Source organism: Mesorhizobium sp. WSM4806, assembly GCF_055811635.1.
The window spans coordinates 33,015-56,405 of sequence record NZ_JBVVQZ010000018.1; the positions used below are offsets into that span (position 1 = coordinate 33,015).

Annotated in this window: 21 protein-coding genes; 11 read left to right on the forward strand and 10 right to left on the reverse strand. The window is 61.6% G+C overall.

Features of this window, described 5'->3' with window-relative positions; all coding sequences use genetic code 11:
* Positions 1-4 precede the first annotated feature (4 nt).
* From AC0L2M_RS24970 to AC0L2M_RS25000, 7 genes are all read right to left on the reverse strand, one after another.
* Positions 5-820 (reverse strand): sugar phosphate isomerase/epimerase family protein, encoded by an 816-nt coding sequence (locus AC0L2M_RS24970; protein WP_473532540.1) that lies wholly within the window; start codon positions 818-820, stop codon positions 5-7.
* 190 nt (positions 821-1,010) lie between these two features.
* Positions 1,011-1,853: a carbohydrate ABC transporter permease gene (locus tag AC0L2M_RS24975; RefSeq protein WP_023797144.1), complete on the reverse strand. Its 843-nt coding sequence runs from the start codon at positions 1,851-1,853 to the stop codon at positions 1,011-1,013.
* Between the two features lie 5 nt (positions 1,854-1,858).
* The gene (locus AC0L2M_RS24980) at positions 1,859-2,755 is read right to left on the reverse strand and encodes a carbohydrate ABC transporter permease (RefSeq protein ID WP_027153440.1); all 897 of its coding nucleotides are present in this window, start codon (positions 2,753-2,755) and stop codon (positions 1,859-1,861) included.
* Positions 2,756-2,894: 139 nt separating this feature from the next.
* Positions 2,895-4,142 (reverse strand): ABC transporter substrate-binding protein, encoded by a 1,248-nt coding sequence (locus AC0L2M_RS24985; protein WP_023797146.1) that lies wholly within the window; start codon positions 4,140-4,142, stop codon positions 2,895-2,897.
* A gap of 114 nt (positions 4,143-4,256) precedes the next feature.
* Entirely contained in the window at positions 4,257-5,402 is a 1,146-nt protein-coding gene (locus tag AC0L2M_RS24990; protein ID WP_473536177.1) for an ABC transporter ATP-binding protein, read from the reverse strand.
* A gap of 91 nt (positions 5,403-5,493) precedes the next feature.
* Entirely contained in the window at positions 5,494-6,444 is a 951-nt protein-coding gene (locus tag AC0L2M_RS24995) for a PfkB family carbohydrate kinase (protein WP_473532537.1), read from the reverse strand.
* Positions 6,445-6,447: 3 nt separating this feature from the next.
* The gene (locus AC0L2M_RS25000) at positions 6,448-7,248 is read right to left on the reverse strand and encodes a beta/alpha barrel domain-containing protein (protein ID WP_023797149.1); all 801 of its coding nucleotides are present in this window, start codon (positions 7,246-7,248) and stop codon (positions 6,448-6,450) included.
* Positions 7,249-7,406: 158 nt separating this feature from the next.
* Between AC0L2M_RS25000 and AC0L2M_RS25005 the strand changes: the two genes are divergently transcribed.
* From AC0L2M_RS25005 to AC0L2M_RS25015, 3 genes are all read left to right on the forward strand, one after another.
* Entirely contained in the window at positions 7,407-8,168 is a 762-nt protein-coding gene (locus AC0L2M_RS25005) for a DeoR/GlpR family DNA-binding transcription regulator (protein WP_023797150.1), read from the forward strand.
* A gap of 257 nt (positions 8,169-8,425) precedes the next feature.
* Positions 8,426-9,574: a Gfo/Idh/MocA family protein gene (locus tag AC0L2M_RS25010; protein ID WP_473536178.1), complete on the forward strand. Its 1,149-nt coding sequence runs from the start codon at positions 8,426-8,428 to the stop codon at positions 9,572-9,574.
* 16 nt (positions 9,575-9,590) lie between these two features.
* Positions 9,591-10,568: an alpha/beta hydrolase gene (locus tag AC0L2M_RS25015; RefSeq protein WP_473532535.1), complete on the forward strand. Its 978-nt coding sequence runs from the start codon at positions 9,591-9,593 to the stop codon at positions 10,566-10,568.
* Here the strand turns inward: AC0L2M_RS25015 and AC0L2M_RS25020 are convergent.
* Positions 10,556-11,578 (reverse strand): LacI family DNA-binding transcriptional regulator, encoded by a 1,023-nt coding sequence (locus AC0L2M_RS25020; RefSeq protein WP_473536179.1) that lies wholly within the window; start codon positions 11,576-11,578, stop codon positions 10,556-10,558. The genes AC0L2M_RS25015 and AC0L2M_RS25020 overlap by 13 nt on opposite strands.
* A gap of 148 nt (positions 11,579-11,726) precedes the next feature.
* Between AC0L2M_RS25020 and AC0L2M_RS25025 the strand changes: the two genes are divergently transcribed.
* The 8 genes from AC0L2M_RS25025 (at position 11,727) to AC0L2M_RS25060 (ending at position 19,960) form a co-directional block, all read left to right on the forward strand.
* Complete coding sequence (locus AC0L2M_RS25025) at positions 11,727-12,671, forward strand: sugar kinase (RefSeq protein WP_473536180.1); 945 nt, start codon at positions 11,727-11,729, stop codon at positions 12,669-12,671.
* Positions 12,668-13,954 (forward strand): D-tagatose-bisphosphate aldolase, class II, non-catalytic subunit, encoded by a 1,287-nt coding sequence (locus AC0L2M_RS25030; RefSeq protein ID WP_128246058.1) that lies wholly within the window; start codon positions 12,668-12,670, stop codon positions 13,952-13,954. The genes AC0L2M_RS25025 and AC0L2M_RS25030 overlap by 4 nt, the downstream gene beginning before the upstream one ends.
* Before the next feature lie 149 nt (positions 13,955-14,103).
* Positions 14,104-14,988: a dihydrodipicolinate synthase family protein gene (locus tag AC0L2M_RS25035; protein WP_473536181.1), complete on the forward strand. Its 885-nt coding sequence runs from the start codon at positions 14,104-14,106 to the stop codon at positions 14,986-14,988.
* A 23-nt stretch (positions 14,989-15,011) separates the two neighbouring features.
* Positions 15,012-15,671, forward strand: coding sequence for a GntR family transcriptional regulator (locus tag AC0L2M_RS25040; RefSeq protein ID WP_473536182.1), 660 nt, complete (start codon positions 15,012-15,014; stop codon positions 15,669-15,671).
* A gap of 63 nt (positions 15,672-15,734) precedes the next feature.
* The gene (locus tag AC0L2M_RS25045) at positions 15,735-17,072 is read left to right on the forward strand and encodes an ABC transporter substrate-binding protein (protein WP_473536183.1); all 1,338 of its coding nucleotides are present in this window, start codon (positions 15,735-15,737) and stop codon (positions 17,070-17,072) included.
* Positions 17,072-18,034, forward strand: a complete 963-nt coding sequence (locus AC0L2M_RS25050; protein WP_287195725.1) for a carbohydrate ABC transporter permease — start codon at positions 17,072-17,074, stop codon at positions 18,032-18,034. Before AC0L2M_RS25045 ends, AC0L2M_RS25050 begins: the two co-directional genes overlap by 1 nt.
* On the forward strand, positions 18,035-18,856 hold the full coding sequence (locus AC0L2M_RS25055) for a carbohydrate ABC transporter permease (protein WP_023797160.1): 822 nt from the start codon (positions 18,035-18,037) through the stop codon (positions 18,854-18,856).
* Positions 18,857-18,901: 45 nt separating this feature from the next.
* A complete protein-coding gene (locus AC0L2M_RS25060) occupies positions 18,902-19,960 on the forward strand; it encodes an ABC transporter ATP-binding protein (protein ID WP_473536184.1) in 1,059 nt (352 codons plus the stop codon).
* 147 nt (positions 19,961-20,107) lie between these two features.
* Here AC0L2M_RS25060 and AC0L2M_RS25065 read toward each other — a convergent pair whose 3' ends face one another.
* On the reverse strand, positions 20,108-21,202 hold the full coding sequence (locus AC0L2M_RS25065) for a helix-turn-helix transcriptional regulator (RefSeq protein WP_473536185.1): 1,095 nt from the start codon (positions 21,200-21,202) through the stop codon (positions 20,108-20,110).
* Between the two features lie 117 nt (positions 21,203-21,319).
* Positions 21,320-23,065 carry an alpha/beta hydrolase gene (locus AC0L2M_RS25070; RefSeq protein WP_473536186.1) on the reverse strand — a complete coding sequence of 582 codons (1,746 nt, stop codon included), beginning with the start codon at positions 23,063-23,065 and terminating at the stop codon, positions 21,320-21,322.
* Positions 23,066-23,391 lie beyond the last annotated feature (326 nt).

Below are 23,391 nucleotides of genomic sequence, written 5' to 3' on the forward strand. Positions count from 1 at the left end.
TTCCTCACGCGCCGTAGCCGCGCATCGTCTGGCGGTTGGTCTTGACCGCGGCGGCCGGATCGCCGGCGGCGGTCTCGGATTCCTCTTCCAGCACCAGCCAGCCGTTGAAACGAGGTGCGGCGCTGGCGATATCGATCACCGCTTGGGTGTCGCAGACGCCCTTGCCGAGCATAGCCCAGGTGCCGCTGTCGTCGACGTCTTTCAGATGCACGTAGCGGATGCGGTCGCGGTAGGTGGTAAGCGTATCGATCATGTCTTGATGGCCGCGCAAGATGTGTCCGGTGTCGGGCACCCAGCCGACGAGCGACGGATCGATCAGTGCGAAGATCCAGTCGTAGTCGGCACGGTCGAACAGCAGCGTGTTGTGGTGGGAGCTGGGATGGACAGCGATTTCGACGCCCGCCTTGCGTCCAAATTCGCCGGCCTTGTTGTAGAACTCGGCAGCAATAGGGAACTTGTCGTCGCGCGGGCCATCGGACACGACGGTGGCCGAGCCCATCGAGACCAGCGCGCCTGGAAAGACAGCGGCAAAATCGATCCAGCGTTTCGCTGTCTCGAGGTCGGCGCCGATGCTCTCCTTCAGCGTAAAGCCGCTCTTCGAGCCGAAGGCGAAAGAAACAAGGGTGAGGCCGGCCGATCTCAGCGCCGTGGCGAATTCCGCCGGCCTATCGGCATAGCGGCCGATCATCGTGTCGGTGATCTCGATGCCGGCATAGCCGCCATCGGCGATCACCTTAAGCAGATCGTCGGGACCACCGGTAAAACGCTCTCCGAGCATTTCCCAGGTGAAGGTCTGGCAACCGACTTTCAGGTCTTTCATGCTTTCATTCCTTGATGCCGCACTGCGTCAGCCCTTTGTTGATGTGGCGCTGGATGAACAGCACGAGCACGATTCAGCGGCGCTATGAAGACGCCCGAGGCCGCGGCGATATCGCCTGCCAGCAGAGAAGGTCCAATCCATCGATTTCGACGCGCGGCCTTCCCCATCGGTTCTCCGTGGGAGGGACATCCTATTTGACCGAGCCCGCGGTCATGCCGGCGAGGAAGAACCTCTGGGCAACGAGGTAGATGAGCAAGAGCGGTAGCGAGCCCAGCACGCTCATCGCCATCATCTGGTTCCATTCGAAGGCGTGCTGTCCCATCAAAAGTTGGATGCCGATCGGGACGGTGCGCATGGACGTTGACTTCGTCAGCGTCAGCGCAAAGAGAAATTCGTTCCAGCACAACAGGAAGGTGTAGACCGACGTCGCCACGATACCAGGCAGTGAAATCGGGACGATCACCCGCCAGAGTGCGGTCCAGCTGGTGCCGCCGTCGACAGCCACCGCTTCATCGAGATCGCGGGGCAAGGTGTTCAGATATCCCGTCATCAGCAGGATCGCGTAGGGCAGCGTAAACACCAGGTAAGTCAGGATCAGTGCGACGTAGGTGTCGAAGATGCCATACGAGACGACAAGCCCGAAGAAGGGGATCAAAAGCGTGATCGGCGGAATCGTCTGCGTGCTGATGATGAGTGTGTTGAGGCTGCCCTTTCCGCGGAAATTGAAACGGCTGAACCCATAAGCCGCCAGCAAGGCAATCAGGACCGTCAGCACGGTCACCGCTCCGGCCACGAAGTAGCTGTTGAAGAAGAAGCGCAGCTTTACCGGGTCGCCAAGGATGGCCGCATACGCTTCCAGCGTGAAGGCCTTCGGCAGGACGGTTGGTGGCAGGGCAAAGATTTCGGTATTCGACTTGAACGAGCTGCTCAGCATCCAGTAGATCGGGAAGGCCGCGAAAAAGAGCCCTGCGGCAAGCGCGACATGGAGCGCGACGGTGATCAGTCTGTCTTTCGGTGTGTGCCTTTTCCTCATGGTGACTACCGAGCCTTTTGATAGCGGATGTAGAACAGCGTCAGGCCGAGAGAGATCAGCAGGATGACCACGGCGCTCGCCGACGCCTGCGACAGGTTGTAGCTCGAAAACGCCAGCTTGTACGTGTAGGTGCTGAGGACCTCGGTCGAGTAGATCGGACCGCCGCCCGTCGTTATCCAGATCAATGGAAAGACCTGCATGGTCCAGATGAAGTCGAGCAGCGAGATGCTGATGATGATCGGCATCAGCTGCGGGATGGTGATGAAGATCAGCTTCTGGTAGGCCTTCGCCCCGTCGATATCGGCGGCCTCGTAGAAATCCTTGGGAATGCCCTGCAAGCCTGCGAGCAAGCTGACCATGAAAAGCGGGTAGCCCGCCCAGATATTGGCGAAGGTGACGGCGTGCAGCGCGGTCGCCGTCGAGGAAAACCACTCGACCTTGGAACCGATGATGCCCATCTGCATGAGAACGCTGTTCACGACACCGTTCGGCTCGAGCAGGAGGCGCCAGATCACGGCGATAATCACCGCGGTGAACAGCCAAGGCAATATGTAGAGCACGCGCAGAATGTTGCGCAGCGTCGGATTGATGCGGTCGCTGTTCAGCATGAGTGCGAAGACCATGCCGATGGTCATATGGAAGATGACACTCATGCAGGTGAAGTAGAGCGTGTGCCACAGCGAGGCCCAGAACACCGGATCGGCAAAGATCGCGTGGTAGTGTTTCAGTCCGGCAAAGGATGGGTCGCGACGCAGCACCGCGCTGTTCTGGAACGAATAGCCAATCACCGTCACCATCGGCAGTAGCATCAGAAGGCCGATGATGAGGAGCGAGGGTGACAGATAGAGATAGGGTGCGACCGCTCGTTTCAGTCGATGGTGGGAGCGCTTCTGCCGAGTCATGTGCCACCCTTGGGATGTGCCTTCAAGAGGAAGGTGCGCTTCGGAAAGAGGTCCATCTCAAATTGCCGATCCGTTGTTGACGGGTGGCCTGCCCTAAGTCAGGCTACCCGGTGGAAGATAGCAACGGGGAACAGGTCGCTCAGAATTTCGCCATCCAGCCCTTTTGAGCGTTGGCTGCGGCTTCTTCCGGAGACTGCTCGCCGGCGAGCATCTTCTGGGCTTCCACGTCGAACTGGGTCATCAGGTCTTCAGCCACCGGCAGACCCGTGAACTCGTTGGCGAGATAGCCGGTCTTGAAGATTTCGAAAGCCTTGGCGAAAGCCTTGTCCGAGGTCACGAAATCGGGCTTGGCATTGACGTTGCCCGGGAAGGCGTTTGCAAGCGTCACGAGCTTGGCGTTCACCTTTTCACTCATCAGATATTGGACGAGCTTCCAGGCTTCCTCCTGATGTTTTGAGGCCGCAGAGATGCCGATGCCCCAGGAGGCGTAGGGAAGGCCGCGCTTGCCGTTGTAATTCTCCACGACCGGGACGGGGATGAGGTCGAAGTTCAGCTTGGGATTGCGTTTGCGAATGAGGTTCACATGCGCGAGCGAGTCGATCATCATTCCGACCCGATCGTTCACGAATTCCTCGACCTTTTCCTGCTCGGTCTTGGTGGCAATGCCGGGCGAAATGACGCCGGCGTCGTTCAGCGATTTGACGAAGGTGAGCATATCGACGACCGGCTTGCCCTCGAGAGCCGGCTTGCCGTCAGCCATCATCGATTGACCCGAGGCCCAGACCCACGACATCAGGTCGTTCTGGACACCGGACGGCGTTTGCAGCGACAAGGGCAGCACCCAGCCATACTGGTTCTTGTCGGCATGGGTCATCTTCTTGGCGGCTTCGAGAAACTCCGCGCGGGTCGACGGCAGCTTGGTCACGCCTGCTTGGGCGGCGAGATCCATGTTCACGAAGACCGGATAGACGAACGAAGCCACGGGAAACATCACCGCCTTGCCGTCCACCTTGATGATATCCGCGACCTGGGTCTGGTCGAACTCGCTCGCATCCATCATCGGGTTCATGTCGGCCAGCGCATTCTGCGCGTTCAGATTGTTCACCCAGGCGCCGTCGAGACCGACGACGTCGCTAAGCGTTCCAGTTGCAGCACCAACCGAGATCTGGTCTCGCGTGGTCGCATAGGGGCCGCTGACCAGCGTCACCTTGATTCCGGGGTTTGCAGCCTCGAAGTCATTCATGATTGCCCTGAGCGAGCCGGCCGGCAATTCGGGCTCCCACCATTGGGTGAATTCCAGCGTCGTGTCCGCCATGGCGCCGGTTGCGCCAAGCAACCATGCGGCCGCGGCTATTTTCAGCATCGCGGGTTGTATCCGAAACATCATTTTCTCCTCCTTCTTTAAGATCGACCGCACAATGCGGACGATCGTCTGCTCTACTCAGAAGCCTTCTTGCGTTTCGCAGGCGCCTCGCTCTCGCCTGCGGTCTGCCGCAGATCTTCAGATCGCCAGATGCGTCTCGGGATCGAAGAAATGGAACTTGGCATCATCCAGGGCCAACCGGATTTCCGAGCCGGAGTGGACGGCGCTGATCGGCTCGAATCTCGCCACCGCGTTCGATGCCAGGCCAAAATCGTCCACCGCGTCCGGATCGCCGGAGTCCACCCGGACCGCGTCGATGTCCAGATGGACAATATGTTCGGATCCGAGTTCTTCGATCGAGGTCACCTTGGCCGGTATCGTCTGATACTTGCGACCGGATTCGAGGCTGCTGTCATAAAGATCCTCCGGTCGTATGCCGAACACGACCTTGCGCCCCGCAAACGACCTCAAGCCCGGCCTGCGCTCGAAGGCTGCCTCCTGCAGCCGGATGGCGAAGGTGCCGGACATCAGTTCGTCGCCCGTCAGGGTCGCCTCGAAAAGGTTCATCGAAGGAGAGCCGATGAAGCCGGCAACGAAGGCGTTCACCGGCGATTCATAGAGCCTCTTGGGTGTATCGACCTGCTGCAGCACGCCGCCTTTCAACACCGCGACCCTGTCCCCCATCGTCATCGCTTCGATTTGATCGTGGGTCACGTATATGGTCGTTACGCCGAGCTGCTTTTGCAGACTGGTGATTTCGGCGCGCATTTGCACGCGCAGTTTCGCGTCCAGATTGGAAAGGGGTTCGTCCATGAGAAAGGCGGCCGGCTCGCGCACCATGGCGCGGCCCATGGCAACCCGTTGACGCTGTCCGCCTGAAAGGTTCGCGGGTTTGCTGTCCAGCAAAGACGTCAGCTGAAGGGTTTTGGCGATCTCGTCGACGCGCTTCTTGCGCTCGGCCTTCGGCTTGCCTGCCAGCCGAATCGAAAAGGCGATGTTTTCGAACACCGTCATATGCGGGTAGAGCGCGTAGCTTTGGAAGACCATCGCGATGTCGCGGTCCTTGGGCGGCATGTCGACGACGTCGACTCCGCCGATCCGAAGGCTGCCGCTGGTGATGTCCTCCAATCCCGCGATCATTCGCAACGCGGTGGATTTGCCGCAGCCGGACGGCCCGACGAGAATCAAGAACTCGCCGTCCTCGACCGATAGGTTCAATTGGTCGATTGCGCGAAAATTGTTACCGTAGGTTTTGCAGATATTCTCAAGAATGACTTCTGCCATATTCCTCCCTCCGCAAGTATAAGCCGCTGATTTTTTATAACCATCCTCGGATCATGTTCACCTGCGAAATATTTCATCGTATAGTTTCTAGCTATGTTCTAGTATTGACATGCGTTTTTTTCAGTTCGACTGCTGACGGCGCGTTCGTCGATGCCAGGAGTTCCGTAACCTGGTCGTCGGTCGGAAGCGCCTCGCGCCCGCCACGGCCCGTTATCGAAAGGGCTGCCGCCGCGGCCGCGAATGCCACCCGGCCTGCGGTGCCGGCTCCGCGCGTCAACGCATGGGCATAGGCGCCATGAAAGCAGTCACCCGCACCGGTCGAGTCGACGACCACAATCCTGTGCGGGGGCAGGTGCCAGAGACCTGTCTCTTCACGCCCGCGATAGTACACACCCCTGCCACCGTCGGTCAGAACCACTGCGGACCGCGAAGGCAACCACAATGCATCGAGCATCTCGGCGGGCGATCGGCACCCCGTGGCAGTCCGCGCAAAGCCGAGTGGAAGAATGAGATGGTCGCAGAGCGCGATCAGCCGCTCCGTGGCTGGGCCGCTGCTCCATTCGATATCGCCGAGGATCGCAAGGCCGAGATCGCGAGCCCGAGCCACGACATCCAGGGACCGGATCGCGTAGCTATCGACGATCAGGACGGTCGCGCGGCTGAGGATATCGTCCGGAAAATCCGGAGCGGTGCCCAGCATCGCATCGTCGTCATACGCGATGAACCGTTCCCCGTCCGAGCCGACGGTGATCCGCGAGCGCACCGGGCGCGCGTCGGGGTGGCGCGGCGCGAATGCGGTTTCAACACCGCTCGCAACGAGATCGCGCAGCACGGCGTCGTCCGCGGCACTGCCCAGCCATCCGGCGAACCCGGCGGTTCCGCCGAGTCGCACGACGGCGGCCAGCGCCGTCGCAACATTTCCCCCGAAAGCGCGGGCACTTTGCAGAACCTTCCCCTTGCCCGCCGACAACGGCTGATCGACGTAGACGATGTCGTCAATCGCAATAGCGCCGAAGCCGAGGATCGCGGGGACGGTGGGCATCGTTCAGGCACCCGCCTTCGCCAGGGCGTCTTGCGCCGAAAGGCCGTCATGGATGACGCCCCGAAAGGCAAGCGCTGCCTTCTCCGGATCGCCATGCCCCCAAAGATTGCGGCCTACCACGGCGCCGCGTGCGCCGGCACGGATGGCGTCCGCCGTCTGCTGAAGCGCGCCGAGCAGCGTATCGGTCTTTGGACCGCCCGCGATCACAACCGGCACCGGGCAGGTCCGGACGGTCTCTCGGAACGACTCGAAATCGCCCGTGTAGCCGATCTTGATCACGTCGACGCCGGACTCGTAGCCGATGCGCGCCGCATAGGCGATCTCGTCGGGGGTGAAGACGATTTTTGCTCCGTCGGTGAAATCGCGAGGGTAGATATGCGCCACCACAGGCATGCCGTAGCGGGCCGCTGCATTTACCGAATCGGTCAGCCAGCGTATGTATTTGCCCTCGGTCGCGCCGCGTACCGGAATGGCCACGGCCAACGCATCGGCCCCCGCGCGCACCGCATCCTCGGGCGTTGCGATCAACTCGCTGATGCGATCGTCCGGAGTGAAGCAGCCCGCCTGAATCACCAGGGAAGCTTTGCCCGCATATTGCGGCCACAGATGGCGCGCGGTGCCAGGCTGGATGCTGACGTAGTCGGGTTTGCCCACCATGACGCGTGCGAGCGCACCCGGCAGGTCGGCAAGGCCGCCTTTGCGCACGTCGCCATAGCCGACGAAGTGGTCGACCGCGCCGCCAAAAAGTTTCCCCGATGGATGCGAGAAGAGGCGCGCAAGACGCACCTTGGTTCCTAGGCTCATGAGTGCAAAATTCCCCAATCGTTTGATTTCAAAATCCTGGACCCAGTGTTTCCGAAAGAAACAAGAAATACAATCTTTCGAAAGCTTTCGAATTTGCATATTTTTGGTAAGCTGAGCCGAGGCCAGAGCGGTTGCTTGGCGCAGGGAAGGGCAGGGCAATGTTGTCGGAGCAGAGACGCCAATCGATCCTGGGTGAGGTGCAGCGCAGCGGACAGGTGCGCACGAAGGACCTGTCAGACGGGTTTGGCGTGTCGGAGGTCACGGTGCGTTCCGACCTCGAGATACTTGACCGCAAGGGACTACTGACCAAAACCCGTGGAGGGGCGGTGACCCGGACCACCGATTCGACTACGGCCGCGTTCGCCCGGCGGATGCAAACGAACCTCGACGCAAAGAAGCGCATCGCCCGGGCGGCGCTAGACCTGTTCGAGGACAACCAATCGGTCATCTTCGACGGCGGCTCGACATTGATGCAGGTTGCCATGCAGTTACCGCCGCTCAGCAATGTCGTGGTCGCGGCCACGGCCATGAATATCGTGCAGCATCTTATGCATCGTCCCGGGCTCGACGTTCATATGATCGGCGGCCGGGTCTATCCCGACACGGTGAGCACGCTGATCACCGATGCCGATACGGCTCTCGGCGGCTTGGTAGCGCATCAGGTCTTTGTTGGAGCGCATGCGATAGACTCGTCACTGGATGTGGTCGACGTGAACGAAGACATGGCGCGAACGAAGCGAAACCTCGTTCGCATGGCCCGGCGCGTTGTCCTCCTCGCCGATTCGAGCAAATGGGGCGTCAGCGGGACCTCCAAGGCATTTTCGCTGTCGGCCGTCGATGTGGTGATCACCGACGATGGCCTGCCCGGTCCAATACGCAGCCAGCTTGAGATGACCGGGGCCAAGGTGATCTATGCCTGAACCCAACTCTGTCCCTGACCGCGACGGAAAGATCCAATGCGCGCATGACCCACGGGATTCGCATCGGCTGTTGGCCGTCAGTCATGTTCTCCTCCTCAAGGCTGGCGCCTCCAATGTTGCGCCATCATTTTCGCATGTTCTATAATAATTTTACGCGCGTCAACATTTAAAATGCTGTAAAGCGGCTTTCGAATGTGATCCGTTGCTGGTGCAATAATTCAACCAGAGCGTTGCGACGTCGGGAGGTAGAGTGGAAAATGCCAGGAAAATCAGGAGCTAAGCTCGGCATCGGCGTTGTCGGGTGCGGCAATATCTCGATGACCTATTTGCGCAATGCGGCCCTGTTCGGCGAGGGCGAGCTACGCGCCTGCGCCGACATATCGCCCGATTTGGCGGCCCTGCGCGCCAGCGAATACGGCATCCGGGCGGTCAGCGTCGATGCGCTTCTGGCCGACCCGGAGATCGACCTCGTCCTCAACCTGACCATCCCGGTGGCGCATTTCGACGTTTCGCTTTCAGCGCTTACGGCGGGCAAGCACGTCTTCACCGAAAAGCCGCTGGCGACCTCGGCCAAGGACGGCAGGCGGCTTGTCGCCGAGGCGGCGGAGCGCGGGCTGCTGCTGGGCTCGGCCCCGGACACCTTCCTTGGCGCCGCCGGACGGCGGGCACGCCGCCTCATGGACGAGGGTGCGATCGGCCGGCCGGTGACCGGCACCGCTTTCATGATGGGGCGCGGCATGGAGCACTGGCATCCCAATCCGCAATTCTATTATCAGCCCGGCGGCGGACCGGTCTTCGACATGGGTCCCTACTACCTGACGATGCTGGTCAATTTGCTCGGGCCGGTGGCCCGCGTGATGGCGATGGCGACGCGGGGCCAGGAGGAGCGGCTGATCACCGCCAAAGGCCCCTACCGGAACACCAGCTTCAAGGTCGGCACACCGACCAACATCTTGTCGCTGCTGGAGTTCCGCTCAGGCGCCACCGTCACCTTCGGCGCCTCGTGGGATGTCTTCAGGCACTCCAACCACCCGATCGAGCTGCATGGGACGGAAGGCTCGCTCAGGCTGCCCGATCCGGATACGTTCGGCGGCACCGTCTCGCTGTCGGAACGAGGGGCCGACTGGGCCGACTTCCACAGTGAGAGCGAATTCTATGGCGCGCGCAATTGGCCCTTCGCCGCGCCCGACCGCGCGAATTACCGCATGCTCGGCGTTGCCGATCTTTCGCGCGCGCTGACAACAGGAAGAAAGCCGCGGGCGTCCGGCGACCTTGCGCTTCATGTGCTGGAAATCATGGAGGCGATCCTCGCTTCGGGTGAGAGCCGCGAGTCCGTTGCCGTCAACGCAACGGTCGATCAGCCGCCGCGCTTCCAGGACGCCGAAGCGGCGAGCCTGCTCGCCTGATATCGGAGGGCTTACGATGACGACATTGCTTTCACCCTTGCTCGATCCGGAGGCCCGGCATGTGCTCGACCTTGACCGGCAGGCGGCCGCCCCGCCATTCGAAGCCGGCACGCCTGAAGAGGCGCGCCGCGCCTATGAGGAGGGCGTTCCGGCACTCCAGGGCGAGCGCGAGCCGGTCGGCTCATTGACCGAGCGCACCATCACCGGACCCGGCGGCCCGTTGACGCTCAGAATCTATCGCGGACAGGGCGCGGTCGGAGCCGCTGCCCCGGCGCTGCTCTATCTGCATGGCGGCGGCTGGGTGATCGGCAATCTCGAGTCGCATGACGAGATCTGCCGCTGGCTTGCGAATATGGCGGCCTGCGTCGTCGTCTCTCCCGACTACCGGCTGGCGCCGGAACACAAATTTCCGGCGGCCATCGAAGATTGCCGCGCCGTACTTTCCTTCATGCAGGACGGCGCGGGCGATCTCGGCATTGACGCCGAACGGATCGCTGTCGCCGGCGACAGCGCCGGCGGCAATCTCGCTACCGTCCTTTGCCTGCTTGCGCGCGGCGACAAGAAGCCGCCGGGGGCGCAGCTGCTGTTCTATCCGAACACGGACGCCTCGCAGGCGGCGGACAGCTATCGCCGCTTTGCCGACGGTTATGGCCTGACTTTGGCGACCATGGCCTGGTTCCGCGACCACTATATCAACCATGCTGGCGATATTGATGACTGGCGCGTGTCGCCGCTCAAGGCCGCAAGCCTTGCCGGCGCAGCGCCGGCTTTTGTCGCTATCGCCGGCCATGATATCCTTGCCGACGAAGCCGAGGCCTATGCGAAGCGTCTGGAAGATGACGAGGTGCCGGTCGTCCTGCGGCGCTGGCCCGGCCAGATCCACGGCTTCGTTTCGATGGGCCGCCATGGTCCGGCGGCGCGGCAAGCGGTCGGCGCCGCAGTTGCCGCATGGCGCGGCTTCGATCCTGTGTTTGGAAACGCTCAGGCCGACTGACGCATGACCAGCGTCGCGTCGAGACTGACCTTGCGTGCAACTGTCGCGTCGTCCTCATCCAGCAAGGCCAGCAGCGTCTCGACGCTGCGTCCGGCCATCGAAGCGAAGTCCTGCGCCATGGTGGTGAGGGCAGGGCAGGTGTAGCGGCTCAGCGGATGGTCGTCATGGGCTGCGACCCGCAGGTCGCAATCGCCCTTGCGGCCGACCTTGCGGCCTTGCGAGTAGGCGGCTGCCATCACGCCGAAGGCGAGACGGTCGTTGGCGCACAGAATGGTCTTGCCCGGCAGACCGCCACGCGCGAGCATCGCTTCCATCTGCTGGTAGCCGATCCGTTCGAAATCCCAAGTGTAGTCATAAGGGGTGCCGATGAGCACCGGCTCATGCCCGAGCCGCTGCATGGCGCCGACATAGCTGTTCAGGCGCTCGCGCGAATTGTGGTTGACGTGCGGGATGTCGAAATAGACCGGGGGGTCACCGGAGCGGCAGAGATAATCGACGATGGTCGAGACGCTCTGGCTGTTGTTGTTGCCGACGAACGGCGTGTCGCCCTCGAGATAAGTGTCGAAATAGACGATCGGTATGGTCTGTGTCAGCTTCTCCAGCGTGCGCTCGTCGGAGCGTAGGCCGAGCGGCGCGATCAGCGCGCCGGAAACTTTTAGCGAAAGAATGGTTCGCGTCGCTTCCACTTCGAGCTCGCGCGAGCCGTGCGAGCAGATCACGATCGGCCAGTAGCCTTCGTCGCGCAGCCTGAGTTCGATGCGGCTGACCATTTCCGAATAGAAGGGATCGGCGAGCGTCGGCACGACAATGCCGATGCTGCGGGTCCGCTTGCGGTTGAGGTTGCGTGCAAACAGATTGGGCTGGTAGTCGGACGAGCGCAGCGCCACTTCGATCCGCTGACGTGTCGCCGGCTTGACGCTGGTGGGATCGTCGAAATATTTCGACAGTGTCGGCCTGGAGACGCCGCAAGAGCGAGCAAAATCCTCCATCGTCTTGTGCGTCATCGACATAAAGCCCTCGAATGCAAGGCGAAACTTCACAATAAAATTATACAGTTTCCATGCGTAAATTTATTAATTGACGCGAAAAAGCACAAGCCGTATTCACTTGCAATAGGCGAATTTGCGTGCAGTAGGCGAATTTGAGGGATTCCGCGAGATGAAGAAGCTGGTCGGTGCCGGCGAGATTCTGGTCGAGATCATGGCCGAGCGGATCGGCCAGAGCTTTTTTGAGCCTGGTCCGCTGCTTGGACCCTACCCGTCGGGCGCGCCCGCGATCTTCATCGGCCAGGCGGCGGCGCTCGGCCAGCCGGCCGGCCTCATCGGCGCCGTCGGCAACGACGACTTCGGCAGGCTGAACATCGATCGGCTGCGGGCACTTGGCGCCGACGTGTCGGCGATCGCGGTTCACACGGGTCATGCGACGGGCACGGCCTTCGTCACCTACCGGGCCGACGCCAGCCGGCATTTCGTCTTCAACATCCGCAACAGCGCCGCCGGCCTGATCGAGACAAACGCGGCGGCGACAAAGCTGCTCGCCGGTGCCGATCATGTCCATGTCATGGGCTCGTCGCTGTTTTCCGACCGCGCCATCGCGGTGGCGCTATCGGCGATCGAGACCGTCAAGGCCAAAGGCGGAACCGTGTCCTTCGATCCGAACATCCGCCGCGAGATCATGCAGGCATCCGGCATGCGCGCAGCACTCGACCACGTGGTGGCGCGAGCCGACATCTTCCTGCCGAGCGGCGAGGAGCTCTTCCTGTTTTCGTCCGCCAGGGACGAGGAGCGTGCAGTCGACGAACTGCTGGCCCGTGGCCTGTCCTGCATCGTCCTGAAGAAAGGCGCCGCCGGCGCCGTTTATCATGATCATCACGGTGCGGTCGCCTCGTCCGGCTTTGCCGTCGACGAGGTCGATCCGACCGGTGCGGGCGACTGCTTCGGTGCTGCTTTCGTCTCGTTCTGGCTGCGCGGGGCGGCTCCTGCCGAAGCCCTGCGGATCGCCAATGCCTGCGGTGCGCTTGCCGTCACCCGCAAGGGGCCGATGGAGGGCATTTTCCCGCTTGAAGCGGTCGAGGCATTCATCGCCACGGGGAACACGCAGTGAGTGACGCGACGCGAAGGTTTGCGAACATTGCGGCGAGGCGCGCCGCAGGCGAGAAAAGCGGCATCGCCTCGGTCTGCTCGGCGCATCCGCTGGTCATCGAGGCTGCCCTGCGCCATGGCGCGGCGCGGCGCGCGGATGTGCTGATCGAGGCCACCTGCAACCAGGTCAACCACGACGGCGGCTACACCGGGATGACACCTGCGGGGTTCCGCAGCTTCGTCGAGGCGCAAGCGCACAAAGTCGGCTTCCCCGTCGATCGCCTGATCCTCGGCGGCGATCATCTCGGGCCGAATCCCTGGAAGCACATGGCTGCCGCCGCCGCGATGAAGAAGGCTGCGGCGATGATCGATGCCTATGCGAGCGCCGGCTTCACCAAAATGCATCTGGATACGAGCATGGCCTGCGCCGACGATCCAGCCGTGCTTGCCGATGAAACGATCGCCGCGCGTGCGGCCGAACTTGCTGAAATCGCCGAGGCGGCGGTCGAGCGGGCAGGCGGCGAAAAACCGGTCTATGTCATCGGCACCGAAGTTCCGGTCCCGGGCGGGGCGCTGGAGGCGCTCGACCACCTGCATGTGACGGCGCCCGGCGATGCCTTGCGCACCGTAGAAATCCACGCGCGAGCGTTTTCCCGCGCCGGCCTGGAAGCCGCATTTGACCGTGCGGTCGGTGTCGTCGTCCAGCCCGGCGTCGAGTTCGGCAACACCGAGATCGTGCCCTATGCACCGGCCAAGGCGACTGAACTGGTGGCTGTGCTCGACCGTATGCCGCAATTGGTTTTTGAGGCGCATTCGACCGACTACCAGCCGGCCGAAGCGCTCAATGCTCTCGTTTGCGACGGTTTTGCCATCCTCAAGGTCGGCCCCTGGCTGACCTTCGCGCTTCGCGAAGCGCTGTATGGGCTCAGCCATATCGCCGATATCCTCGCGCCGGACTTTTCGTGCGAAAGCCTGCCTGCCGCGATGGAACGCATCATGCTGGCGTCGCCGGACAATTGGCAGCAATACTATCCGGGCACGCCGGACGAGCAGCGCATGCAGCGGCATTTCTCGTTCAGCGACCGCATCCGCTATTATTGGCCGACGCCGGAGGCGCAGCGCGCAACACGGACGCTGCTGGACGTATTGGGCGAGAAGGATATACCCCGGCCGCTGATCAGCCAGTATCTGGGGCAACTCGGCGCCGAGATTGCCGCACGCCGGGTCAAGCCCCTCGCTCACGAGATTCTGATCGGCAGCATCACCCGTGTCCTCGATATCTACGCGGACGCGACGGGTCATTAGGGATAGCGCTGCCGGAAAGTCGGCATCCGCCTAAATCCGCCTCATAATACGTCCGATGTCGACGCTGTTTCGAAAAGGTGGTCGCCGCAATTTACAGCTAACATGTTAGTGTGCTAGTACTGCTTGCACATCGACATCTGGAGAAAATAGTGGTCTCGCGCTTTGGTCTTTCGGTTGCTCTCGCCACGCCTTTCGATGCGTCCGGGCAAATCGCCATCCTTCCCATGGTCACGCAGGCCCGGGCTTGCTTTGGCGCCGGCTGCAGCAGCGCCACGCTGTTCGGCACCACCGGGGAAGGCGCTTCCGTGGGCACGGCAGAGCGGCGGATTGTTACCGAGGCCATGCTGGCCGCCGGCATTCCGGCGCATCGGCTCGTTGCCGGCGTGCTGGTCGATGCAGCCGAAGACGCCGCCGAACAGGCGCGGCATGCCTTGCAGTCCGGCGTCCGCAACATCCTGCTGGCTCCGCCGAGCTACTTCAAGAACGTCGGCGAGGACGGGCTGTTCGGATGGTTTTCTGCCGTCTTCGCTGCGCTCGGGCCGCTGGCTCGCGGCATCCTCCTCTACAACATCCCCTCTGTCACCATGGTGCCGCTCCCGCTTGCCCTGATCGGTCGGCTGTGTGCGGCCTTCCCCGGCGTGATCGCCGGTGTCAAGGATTCGGGTGGCGACTGGAGTTACAGCGAGGCGCTGCTAAGAGCCCATGGCGACATGGTGATCCTGATCGGCGACGAGCGGCACCTGGCCAGAAGCGTGCGTCAGGGCGGGCAGGGCGCCATTTCCGGCATGGCCAATTTCGTAACCGGCGAAATCCGCGCCATGGCCGAGGATGGGCGCGACGATGCCCGTGTCGAGAGCTTCGTGCTCGAATTGCTCAGATATTCGGTCATCCCGGCGGTGAAGGTCATGGTGGCGCGCAAAACCGGCGACGAGCGCTGGCTGGCGGTCCGTCCGCCGCTGGAGCCGATCGGTTCGCAGGGGCGGCAACAGCTTGCTGCCGCCTATGACAGGCTGTTTGCGACAGAGCCGGCCTGACCGGCAAAGGGAAGCGCGCTGAAATGGACGACAGCAGCGAACCGGCAACCCTCAGGGAAAGAGCTTATGCCAGCTTCACGCGGCATTTGCTGGCCCGCGATCTCAGGCCGGGACAGTTCGTGTCGCAGCGCGAACTGGTTGCCTTTACCGGGCTGCCGCTTGGCGCCATCCGCGAGATCGTGCCGCGTCTCGAGGCCGAAGGGCTTCTGACGACCATCCCGCAGCGCGGCATGCAGATCGCCCATATCGACATCAACCTGATCCGCGAGGCCTTCCAGTTTCGCCTGTTCATGGAGCGTGAGGCGGTGGCGCTGTTCACCGTCAACGCCTCCGACGCCGTGCTTGCCCGCCTGCGGCGCGAACATGAGGACATGCTGGCTCAAGCCTTGTCGCAGCCGCCCACGCCGGAAATGGAAGCCAAGGCCCAGAACATCGATTGGGCCATGCACGACACCTTCATCGATGCGCTGGGCAACGAGATCATCGCCAAGGCGTATCTGGTCAATTCGGTAAAGATCAGGCTGATCCACCAGGAGCGTTTCCGCATCGATGGGCGCGTCGTGCCGGTGATGCAGGAGCACCTGACGGTGATCGAAGCGCTCGAGAGCCGCGATCCGCAAAAGGCGGTCGAGGCGATCAGCCGGCATATCGACAATGCGCGCCGGTTGGCGCTCCAGATCTGAGGACATATGGTTCGCGGCTGCCGCGACACTATCCACAACGACAGCAACCCAAGGGAGGAAGAAATGTCGTCCAATCCGTTCAAGCCAACGAGAAGGCAAGTCCTTGCAGGAACCACGGCGCTCGCCGCCGCGGGCCTGGCCGGCCTTCGCCCGAGCTTTTCCGCCAGCGTCGACTGGAAGCGCTTTTCCGGCACCACGCTCGACGTCAATCTGGTGAAAAGCCCGCGCAGCGACACCATCCTGAAATACATCGCCGAATTCGAGGAACTGACAGGTATCAAGGTCAATGCCGAAGCGACGCCGGAACAGCAGCAGCGACAGAAGACGGTGATCGAGCTCAGCTCCGGCAGGCCGAGCTTCGATGTCGTGCATCTGAGCTATCACGTGCAGAAGCGCCAGTTCGAGAAGGGTGGCTGGCTGGCCGACATCGCCGGCTATCTCGCCGATCCGACACTGACCGATCCCGGCCTGGTCGAAAGCGATTTCGCCGAGGCCGGCATGCTTTTCGCCAAGGACAACCAGGGCGTGCTGCGTTCGCTGCCCTTCTCGGTGGACTACTGGATCGTCTACTGGAACAAGGAGCTGTTCGAGGCCAAGGGCCTCAAATACCCTGAATCGTTCGACCAACTGGTGGCCGCCGCCGAAGCGCTGACCGATCCATCGACCAACACGTTCGGTTTCGTCGCCCGCGGCCTCAAGAATGCCAACACGCCGGTGTGGACGTCGCTGATGCTCGGCTACGACATGACGCCGCTCGACGACAAGGGAAAGCTGCGCACCGAAACGCCCGAGGCGATCGAGGCCGCTGCCCTCTACCAGAGGCTGATGACCAAGTCCGCCCCTCCGGGCGTCACCGGCTTCAATTGGGCGGAAGCGCAGTCCGCCTTCCTGCAAGGCAAGATCGGCATGTGGTTCGATGGCGTCGGTTTTGCCCCGCCGATGGAAAATCCCGAAAAGTCGCGCGTGGTCGGCAAGGTCGGCTACGGCGTCATGCCCAAGGGGCCCAAGGCGCATGCCTCCGGGACGTTTGGCGACGGCCTCGGCGTGACCGCCTCCAGTGAAAAGAAGGAGGCCGCCTATCTGTTCTGTCAGTGGGCGGTTTCCCCGGCGATGGGCGCACGCCTGCTCCAGGCCGGCGCCGGCGTGCCGTTCCGCAAGTCGGTGCTGGAAGATCCCAAGGTGCGCGAAGGCGTCACCATGCCGGCAAGCTGGCTCGATGCGGTGGTTCAGTCCGGCAATATCAGCAGGCTGGCGCTGCCGGTGATCATCCCGGTCACCGAGTTCCGCGACATCTACGGCGTGGCGTTGACCAACATGATTGCCGGTGCCGATCCTGCCGAAGAGCTGAAGAAGGCCACTGCGCAGTTCCAGCCGGTTCTCGACAGGAGCGAGCAGGGCTGATGTCCGCCATTGCCCCAGAACGCACCGGGGTGACGACAGGTCGCACCGAGGTGACGACTGAACAGGCCATCGAAGGGAGCCAGACGATTCGGCTGGCTCCCAACTACTGGCCCTTCGTCGTTCCGGCGCTCGTCGTCGTTAGCGCCGTGATCGTCTTTCCCTGGGCGTTCACGCTCTGGATGAGCGTCAACCGCTGGACGCTCGGCCAGTCGCGGAGCTTTGCCGGGATGGAAAACTATCTCCGCCTGGCCAGCGACCCGCGATTCTGGGAATCGCTTGTTCATACATTGACCTACACCTCGCTTTCGGTGGCAGCGCCGATGTTCTTGGGCACCGTCGCCGCCCTGATCTTCGACGCCAGGTTTCCGCTGCGAGGCCTGCTGCGCGGCGTCTTCGTCATGCCGATGATGGCAACGCCGGTTGCCGTGGCGCTGGTCTGGACCATGATGTTCCATCCCCAGCTCGGCGTGCTCAACTACCTTCTGTCGCTGGTCGGCATCCCGGCGCAGGAATGGATATTCAACGCCAACACGGTCATCCCTTCGCTGGTCGCGGTCGAGACCTGGCAGTGGACGCCGCTGGTGATGCTGATCGTGCTGGGCGGGCTGGCCTCGGTACCGCGCGAGCCGTTCGAGAGCGCCGAGATCGACGGCGCCAATGCCTGGCAGCAATTCCGCTACCTCACTTTGCCGATGATCGCGCCGTTCCTGATGATTGCGTTGATCATCCGCACCATCGATGCGCTGAAGAGCTTCGACATCATCTATGCGATGACGCAGGGCGGGCCGGGCACGGCGTCGGAAACCATCAACATCTATCTCTACAACACCGCCTTCTCCTATTACGACATCGGCTATGGCTCAGCCATGGCCGTGGTGTTCTTCATTGTGATCGTGGCGCTGTCCTTCATCCTCCTGATGCTGCGCCAGCGCTCGCAGTGGAACGACGCGGAGGGCAAATAGATGAGCTCACGATTGCTCAACCAGATCGGCCTGTTTTTCGCGGCTCTGGTCATCGTCTCGCCGGCGATTCTTTTCTTTCTCTGGATGATCTCGCTTTCGCTGAAATTCGAGATCGACAACGGCGCCTATCCGCCGATCCTGATCCCCGAACGCTTCGCCTGGTCGAACTATGTAAAAGTGTTCGAGGAGAACAATTTCCTGCTCTATCTCTGGAATTCGGTTCTGGTGACCGGCACGGCGACACTGCTGGCGCTGCTGATCGGCGTACCGGCCGGCTATGGCATAGCGCGGCTCAAGGCCGAAAAATCGGCGGTCGTCATCATGATCGCCCGCATGACGCCGGGACTGTCCTATCTCATCCCACTGTTTTTGCTGTTCCAATGGATCGGGATCCTCGGCACGCTCTGGCCGCAGATCATCATTCACCTGGTGGTGACGGTGCCGATCGTGGTCTGGGTGATGATCGGCTATTTCGAAACCACGCCGATGGAACTGGAAGAGGCGGCCAATATCGACGGCGCCAGCTCCTGGCAGGTGTTCCGGCTGGTCGCCCTGCCCATCGCCAAGCCGGGCATCGTTGTCGCCTTCATCCTGTCGGTCATCTTTTCGTGGAACAATTTCGTCTTCGGCGTGGTGCTCGCCAGCCGTGAGACGCGGACGCTGCCGGTCGCCGTCTACAACATGCTTTCCTACGAGCAGGTGAGCTGGGGGCCGCTCGCCGCCGCCGCACTGGTGGTGACGCTGCCGGTGCTGGTGCTGACCATGTTCGCGCAAAAGCAGATCGTCGCGGGACTGACCGCCGGCGCGGTCAAGGGCGGCTGAAGACGCACTCCAGCTCGACATCAATTTTTCTCCCGGAGAAATCCAATGGCATCGGTAACCATCAATAACGTGCAGAAGGCTTTCGGAGCCACCAAGATCATTCACGACGTCAGCGTCGATATCGCCGACGGCGAATTCGTCATTCTGGTCGGCCCGTCGGGATGCGGAAAGTCGACGCTGCTGCGCATGATTGCCGGACTTGAAACGATCTCGGGCGGGAAGATCACCATTGGCGAACGCATGGTCAACAATCTGCGGGCGCGGGACCGCAACATCGCCATGGTGTTCCAGAATTACGCGCTCTATCCGCATATGACCGTGGCCGACAATATGGGCTTTGCCCTCAAGATCAAGAAAGCCGATCCGGCCGATACCGCTGGCCGCGTCAGGAATGCCGCCAGCATCCTCGGCCTGGAAAAACTGCTTGAGCGCTACCCGCGTCAGCTCTCCGGCGGCCAGCGCCAGCGCGTTGCCATGGGCCGCGCCATCGTGCGCGACCCGCAGGTTTTCCTGTTCGACGAGCCGCTCTCTAATCTCGACGCCAAGCTGCGCGTCCAGATGCGCGGCGAGATCAAGGCGCTGCACCAGCGGCTCGGCACCACAACCATCTACGTCACGCATGACCAGATCGAAGCCATGACGATGGCCGACAAGATCGTCGTGCTGCACGACGGCCTGGTCGAGCAGATCGGCGCGCCGCTCGACCTCTACGACCTGCCGGCCAACCTCTTCGTTGCCGGCTTTATCGGCTCGCCCGCCATGAATTTTATTGCCGGCCGCATCGAGGAAGGCGTGTTCCGCAGCGCCGGCGGGCTGATCCTGCCGCTGCCGGAAGGCGCCCGTCCGACCGACGCTGCAGGACGCGAACTTGTCTACGGCATCCGTCCCGAGCACATCCGCGCAACTGCCCAGGGCATGCCGGGCACGGTCACGCTTCTGGAAGCCACGGGTTCGGAAATCTTCGCCAAGGTCGACTGCGCCGGCGAGGAAATCGCCTGCCTGTTCCGCGAGCGGCTGCCGCTCAAGCAGGGCGCGCCGATACGGATCGAAGTCGATCGCGCCTGCGCCCACCTGTTCGAAGCGAAAACCGGCCGGCGTATGTGATTGGCGTGGCCTGCGCGGCGGGTTCGCCGACGCCAAGACGATACTCACGCAAAAGCGCCGCAGTACCAATTGCGGCGCCTGTCGCCAAACGCGTTTCCACCGACAATAACGTGCCCGATGGCACTGGACAGAACGGTCATGCCCGAACTATCGGCCGCTCGCGAGCCTTGTGAGAAGCGCGACCAGCTCCGACTGCCGATGCGTCTGCGTCTTCGCGAAGACCGATTTCAGCTGGTTGCGCCCGGTCTCATAGGAAACGCCAAGTTCGTCGGCTGCCGCTTCAACGCCGTGTCCCGAGCAAATCTTTCTCGCCAGCCTCGCTTCGGACGCTGTCAGCCTGAAGCAGGACTGCAGCACGGCTTCGGCAGCAGGAGGTCTCGCGTCAGGATCAATGAGGATGACGATTGCCTGGCACGGCGCCAGCGCGTTGTAGGAGACTTTCGGCAGTCGCAACGGATAGGCAAGGAGCGGCCGCCCTTGCAGTCTGGGCAGCGGCACGGGTGGCATCGATGCGGCCGTGTCCGGCGAACACAGCAGCGCTTTCAGCGATCGGTCGAGAGCATCTGTCGCGGTTCGGTCAAAGGAGACCAGACGCCGGCGCGTAATCTGCAGGCCTCGCCCCAGAAGCCTTTCCGCCGGAGCATTGGACCGGAGGACATTGCCGCTCCTATCCAACATGACGGCAGGCGTTTCGGTGGCGCTAAACGCATCCAGTGCCGCGTCGGCCCTCCCGAAACCTATTGCCCGCGCAACTGCGGCCACAGAGCCCAGCTGTTTCGAAAGGTCCGCCAGCTGTCTCATTTCGTCTGGCGTGAACGGACCCTGTTGGATCGACCTCTGCAGCGACAGTGCCCAGAAGTCGTCTCCTGCAGCGATCTTGACGGCCGCGCACCATCGCAGGCCGAAAGGCGCGAGGAATTCCTGGTAGTATGGATGCTTGGCGATATCGTCTGAAGTCAGGAGGTCGAACTCCGAGGTGACGCCTTTCCGATCGAGGAAGTTGACGAGGCGATACCGCTCGTCGCGGTTTATCCAGCCGTCGCGGACATAGGTGTCGAGAGCAGGGGCCATAGTGCGGCTGCAAGGCACGAGGGGCAGATGCCCTTTTATGTCGAAGAGAAGCGCTCCGGCGCTCCCGGTGGCCTTTTCGGCCACCTCCATCGCGGCATCCCAGCGTGATGGATCGAGGGCTGCCTCGACAAAGGCAACACCGATCGCGTCAAAATCGAAAGCAGCGCCCACCGCTAGCCCCTTGGTAGGCACCTATCTAAACACACCGAATCTCGAATAGCGAGTCGGGCCGCCCTCAGGGCCGCCCGCGATCGTGATGCAGCTTGGCGGTGCTTGCCGCCAAGAGAACTAGTGTTTTCTGGGCAATGTTGAAGAGCGATGCCTGAACCGGAACGGCGACCTCATCTGCTTTGGCGACCTTATCGCCGCAGGCCGCTGTGTTGCTGGCCCCTGCCACTGCTCCTCCGCCGCGGCGGTGAACTGCGGGGCCTGCATCCGCCCAATGCACCCAGTCTTCAGCTTGCGTCTGGGGTTCGCCAGGAAATCGGCGACAACCTCAGATCCGCAAGGGTCGGAATCGATCACATCATGGCCAATCCCGCGAAGCACGACGACCTGCCCAAAAGGAAGGCTTTTGGCCGCACGATATGCCCAGTGAGTTGGTGTTGCCGGATCATACTCGCCCGACAACAGCAGGGTCGGGATATCCAGGCGGCGAGGATGCTTTTGCGAAACCGTCATTCCCTGGGGAAACCAAAGCGGGCAAACCCAGGTATAGTCGGCCTCTCCGATCCACTTCGTCCAGTATTCGAGGCGCTTGTCAGGCAACTCGGATCTGTTGGTCTCAGAGCAAGTGACCGAAAAATCCATGCCCTGCGCAATCTCGGTATCGTCATGCTCAAAGATCATATCCGCAAGCGGTCTGAAATCGTTTTGGTATGTTTTCTCGACTAGCTTTGGGAGATCTTCGATAGCGTAACGATCATATAGCAGCCCGAATATAAGCTCAAGAAAATCTGCGCCGGAGACATATCTGTACTGAGCGGGAGCGTTTTCTCCGTCATCGCTCCGCAAAAGCACCGGCTGTTTGTCCAGCTGCTTTACGATCGCTCGCACCGCGTCTCCCAGCCCGCGCATGCAATTTTTTGATTTTTGGCAATCTCGTTCCAGCAGTCGCAAAGAACGATCCAGATTTCGCCCATCTTCCTTGAGGTAGTCGATATCAAGGGGAAGAACGGAATCCAGAATGCTCGCCGAGACGCCCTCTGGATGCTCGTTCATCACTTCCAAGGCAACTCTTGTGCCGTAAGAGACGGCGTAGAGTACCCACTTCTTTATGCCAAGAGCCATGCGAACGTCGTTGACGTCTGCTGCATTTTCGGCGGTGTTGTAGGCGAAGAGGTCAATGCCCTTTGCTATCAGCGCGCTTCGGCACGCGACCACCTCATCTCTCATGAGCTTGTCAAAGCTGATTTCAGCATCGACGCTTAGCGAAATGGAGTTCCAATGATCGGCCTTGAAGTATCGCGAACAGCTGAGCCTGGGAATTGACTTTCCTATCCCTCGTTGGTCGACCACGACCACTCGGCGCCCGATCATCCAATTTTGATCGCTTATGAACTGCCACCATGCCGCTATGTCTTCCCTGTCGCCGATATCAGTGGGCTGGCCAGGCCCGCCCGTGAGAAACACAATGGGCTCATGCCGCTCGCGGTCGGGCTCGAAGACCACCACCGATAGAGTGATTTCAGTCTCAGAAGCTTTTTTGCGGTTTTCAGGGACATTGAGAGTCCCGCACGTCATTCCACGGTCGCGCGGAACCTCGAACCAGCAATTCGTTTTCTTGAACTCTCCGGCATGGATATCCCCGCTCCACGCGCAAAAGAGAAGTACAGCTGACGCGAGCTTAAGGAGTACTCGATCCAGATTGATGAACATACGTCGAAAAGAGGCGCGCATGTTGCCCTCCAGCATGAAGCAAGGCCTGAGGCATTCGCTCGCCACCCACTGAGCTTTGACATCAGCGCCGTCGTAGGAATGATCGTAGTTTCCCCCTGCCCCACCAATTGCCAAGTGCGATTTTGCTCGCAGCAAGCTACCCCTCATCGATAATAGAGTGGTTCCATGGGCCGCGCATGACCCATTTGGGTATAGGATCATGGCGACCGTGGCGTCAGGGCAGTTGTCACCGTTGCCGTACCCCTGAGCCTGTGGAGCGCGCCGACTTACTCCGTCGGGCCGCGGCAGCAATCCAGGACTATCGTGACGAGATCGCCATCGCATTCGGGTTGGCGCATGCCGACGAGATCGTCGGCAAGCACGCGATTGCGAATCCCACAATGCGCTTTGCCTGGAACGCTATCGCGACGGGCATAAGATGAAGAAATGCCGCAGCGATGGAACGACCAACAATTATCGTG

What these genes read in the sequence shown, in the direction of transcription:
- AC0L2M_RS24970 (WP_473532540.1), bottom strand. Translation starts at nt 820, where the DNA reads ATGAAAGACCTGAAAGTCGGTTGCCAGACCTTCACCTGGGAAATGCTC.
- AC0L2M_RS24975 (WP_023797144.1), bottom strand. Translation starts at nt 1,853, where the DNA reads ATGAGGAAAAGGCACACACCGAAAGACAGACTGATCACCGTCGCGCTC.
- AC0L2M_RS24980 (WP_027153440.1), bottom strand. Translation starts at nt 2,755, where the DNA reads ATGACTCGGCAGAAGCGCTCCCACCATCGACTGAAACGAGCGGTCGCA.
- AC0L2M_RS24985 (WP_023797146.1), bottom strand. Translation starts at nt 4,142, where the DNA reads ATGATGTTTCGGATACAACCCGCGATGCTGAAAATAGCCGCGGCCGCA.
- AC0L2M_RS24990 (WP_473536177.1), bottom strand. Translation starts at nt 5,402, where the DNA reads ATGGCAGAAGTCATTCTTGAGAATATCTGCAAAACCTACGGTAACAAT.
- AC0L2M_RS24995 (WP_473532537.1), bottom strand. Translation starts at nt 6,444, where the DNA reads ATGCCCACCGTCCCCGCGATCCTCGGCTTCGGCGCTATTGCGATTGAC.
- AC0L2M_RS25000 (WP_023797149.1), bottom strand. Translation starts at nt 7,248, where the DNA reads ATGAGCCTAGGAACCAAGGTGCGTCTTGCGCGCCTCTTCTCGCATCCA.
- AC0L2M_RS25005 (WP_023797150.1), top strand. Translation starts at nt 7,407, where the DNA reads ATGTTGTCGGAGCAGAGACGCCAATCGATCCTGGGTGAGGTGCAGCGC.
- AC0L2M_RS25010 (WP_473536178.1), top strand. Translation starts at nt 8,426, where the DNA reads ATGCCAGGAAAATCAGGAGCTAAGCTCGGCATCGGCGTTGTCGGGTGC.
- AC0L2M_RS25015 (WP_473532535.1), top strand. Translation starts at nt 9,591, where the DNA reads ATGACGACATTGCTTTCACCCTTGCTCGATCCGGAGGCCCGGCATGTG.
- AC0L2M_RS25020 (WP_473536179.1), bottom strand. Translation starts at nt 11,578, where the DNA reads ATGTCGATGACGCACAAGACGATGGAGGATTTTGCTCGCTCTTGCGGC.
- AC0L2M_RS25025 (WP_473536180.1), top strand. Translation starts at nt 11,727, where the DNA reads ATGAAGAAGCTGGTCGGTGCCGGCGAGATTCTGGTCGAGATCATGGCC.
- AC0L2M_RS25040 (WP_473536182.1), top strand. Translation starts at nt 15,012, where the DNA reads ATGGACGACAGCAGCGAACCGGCAACCCTCAGGGAAAGAGCTTATGCC.
- AC0L2M_RS25045 (WP_473536183.1), top strand. Translation starts at nt 15,735, where the DNA reads ATGTCGTCCAATCCGTTCAAGCCAACGAGAAGGCAAGTCCTTGCAGGA.
- AC0L2M_RS25050 (WP_287195725.1), top strand. Translation starts at nt 17,072, where the DNA reads ATGTCCGCCATTGCCCCAGAACGCACCGGGGTGACGACAGGTCGCACC.
- AC0L2M_RS25055 (WP_023797160.1), top strand. Translation starts at nt 18,035, where the DNA reads ATGAGCTCACGATTGCTCAACCAGATCGGCCTGTTTTTCGCGGCTCTG.
- AC0L2M_RS25060 (WP_473536184.1), top strand. Translation starts at nt 18,902, where the DNA reads ATGGCATCGGTAACCATCAATAACGTGCAGAAGGCTTTCGGAGCCACC.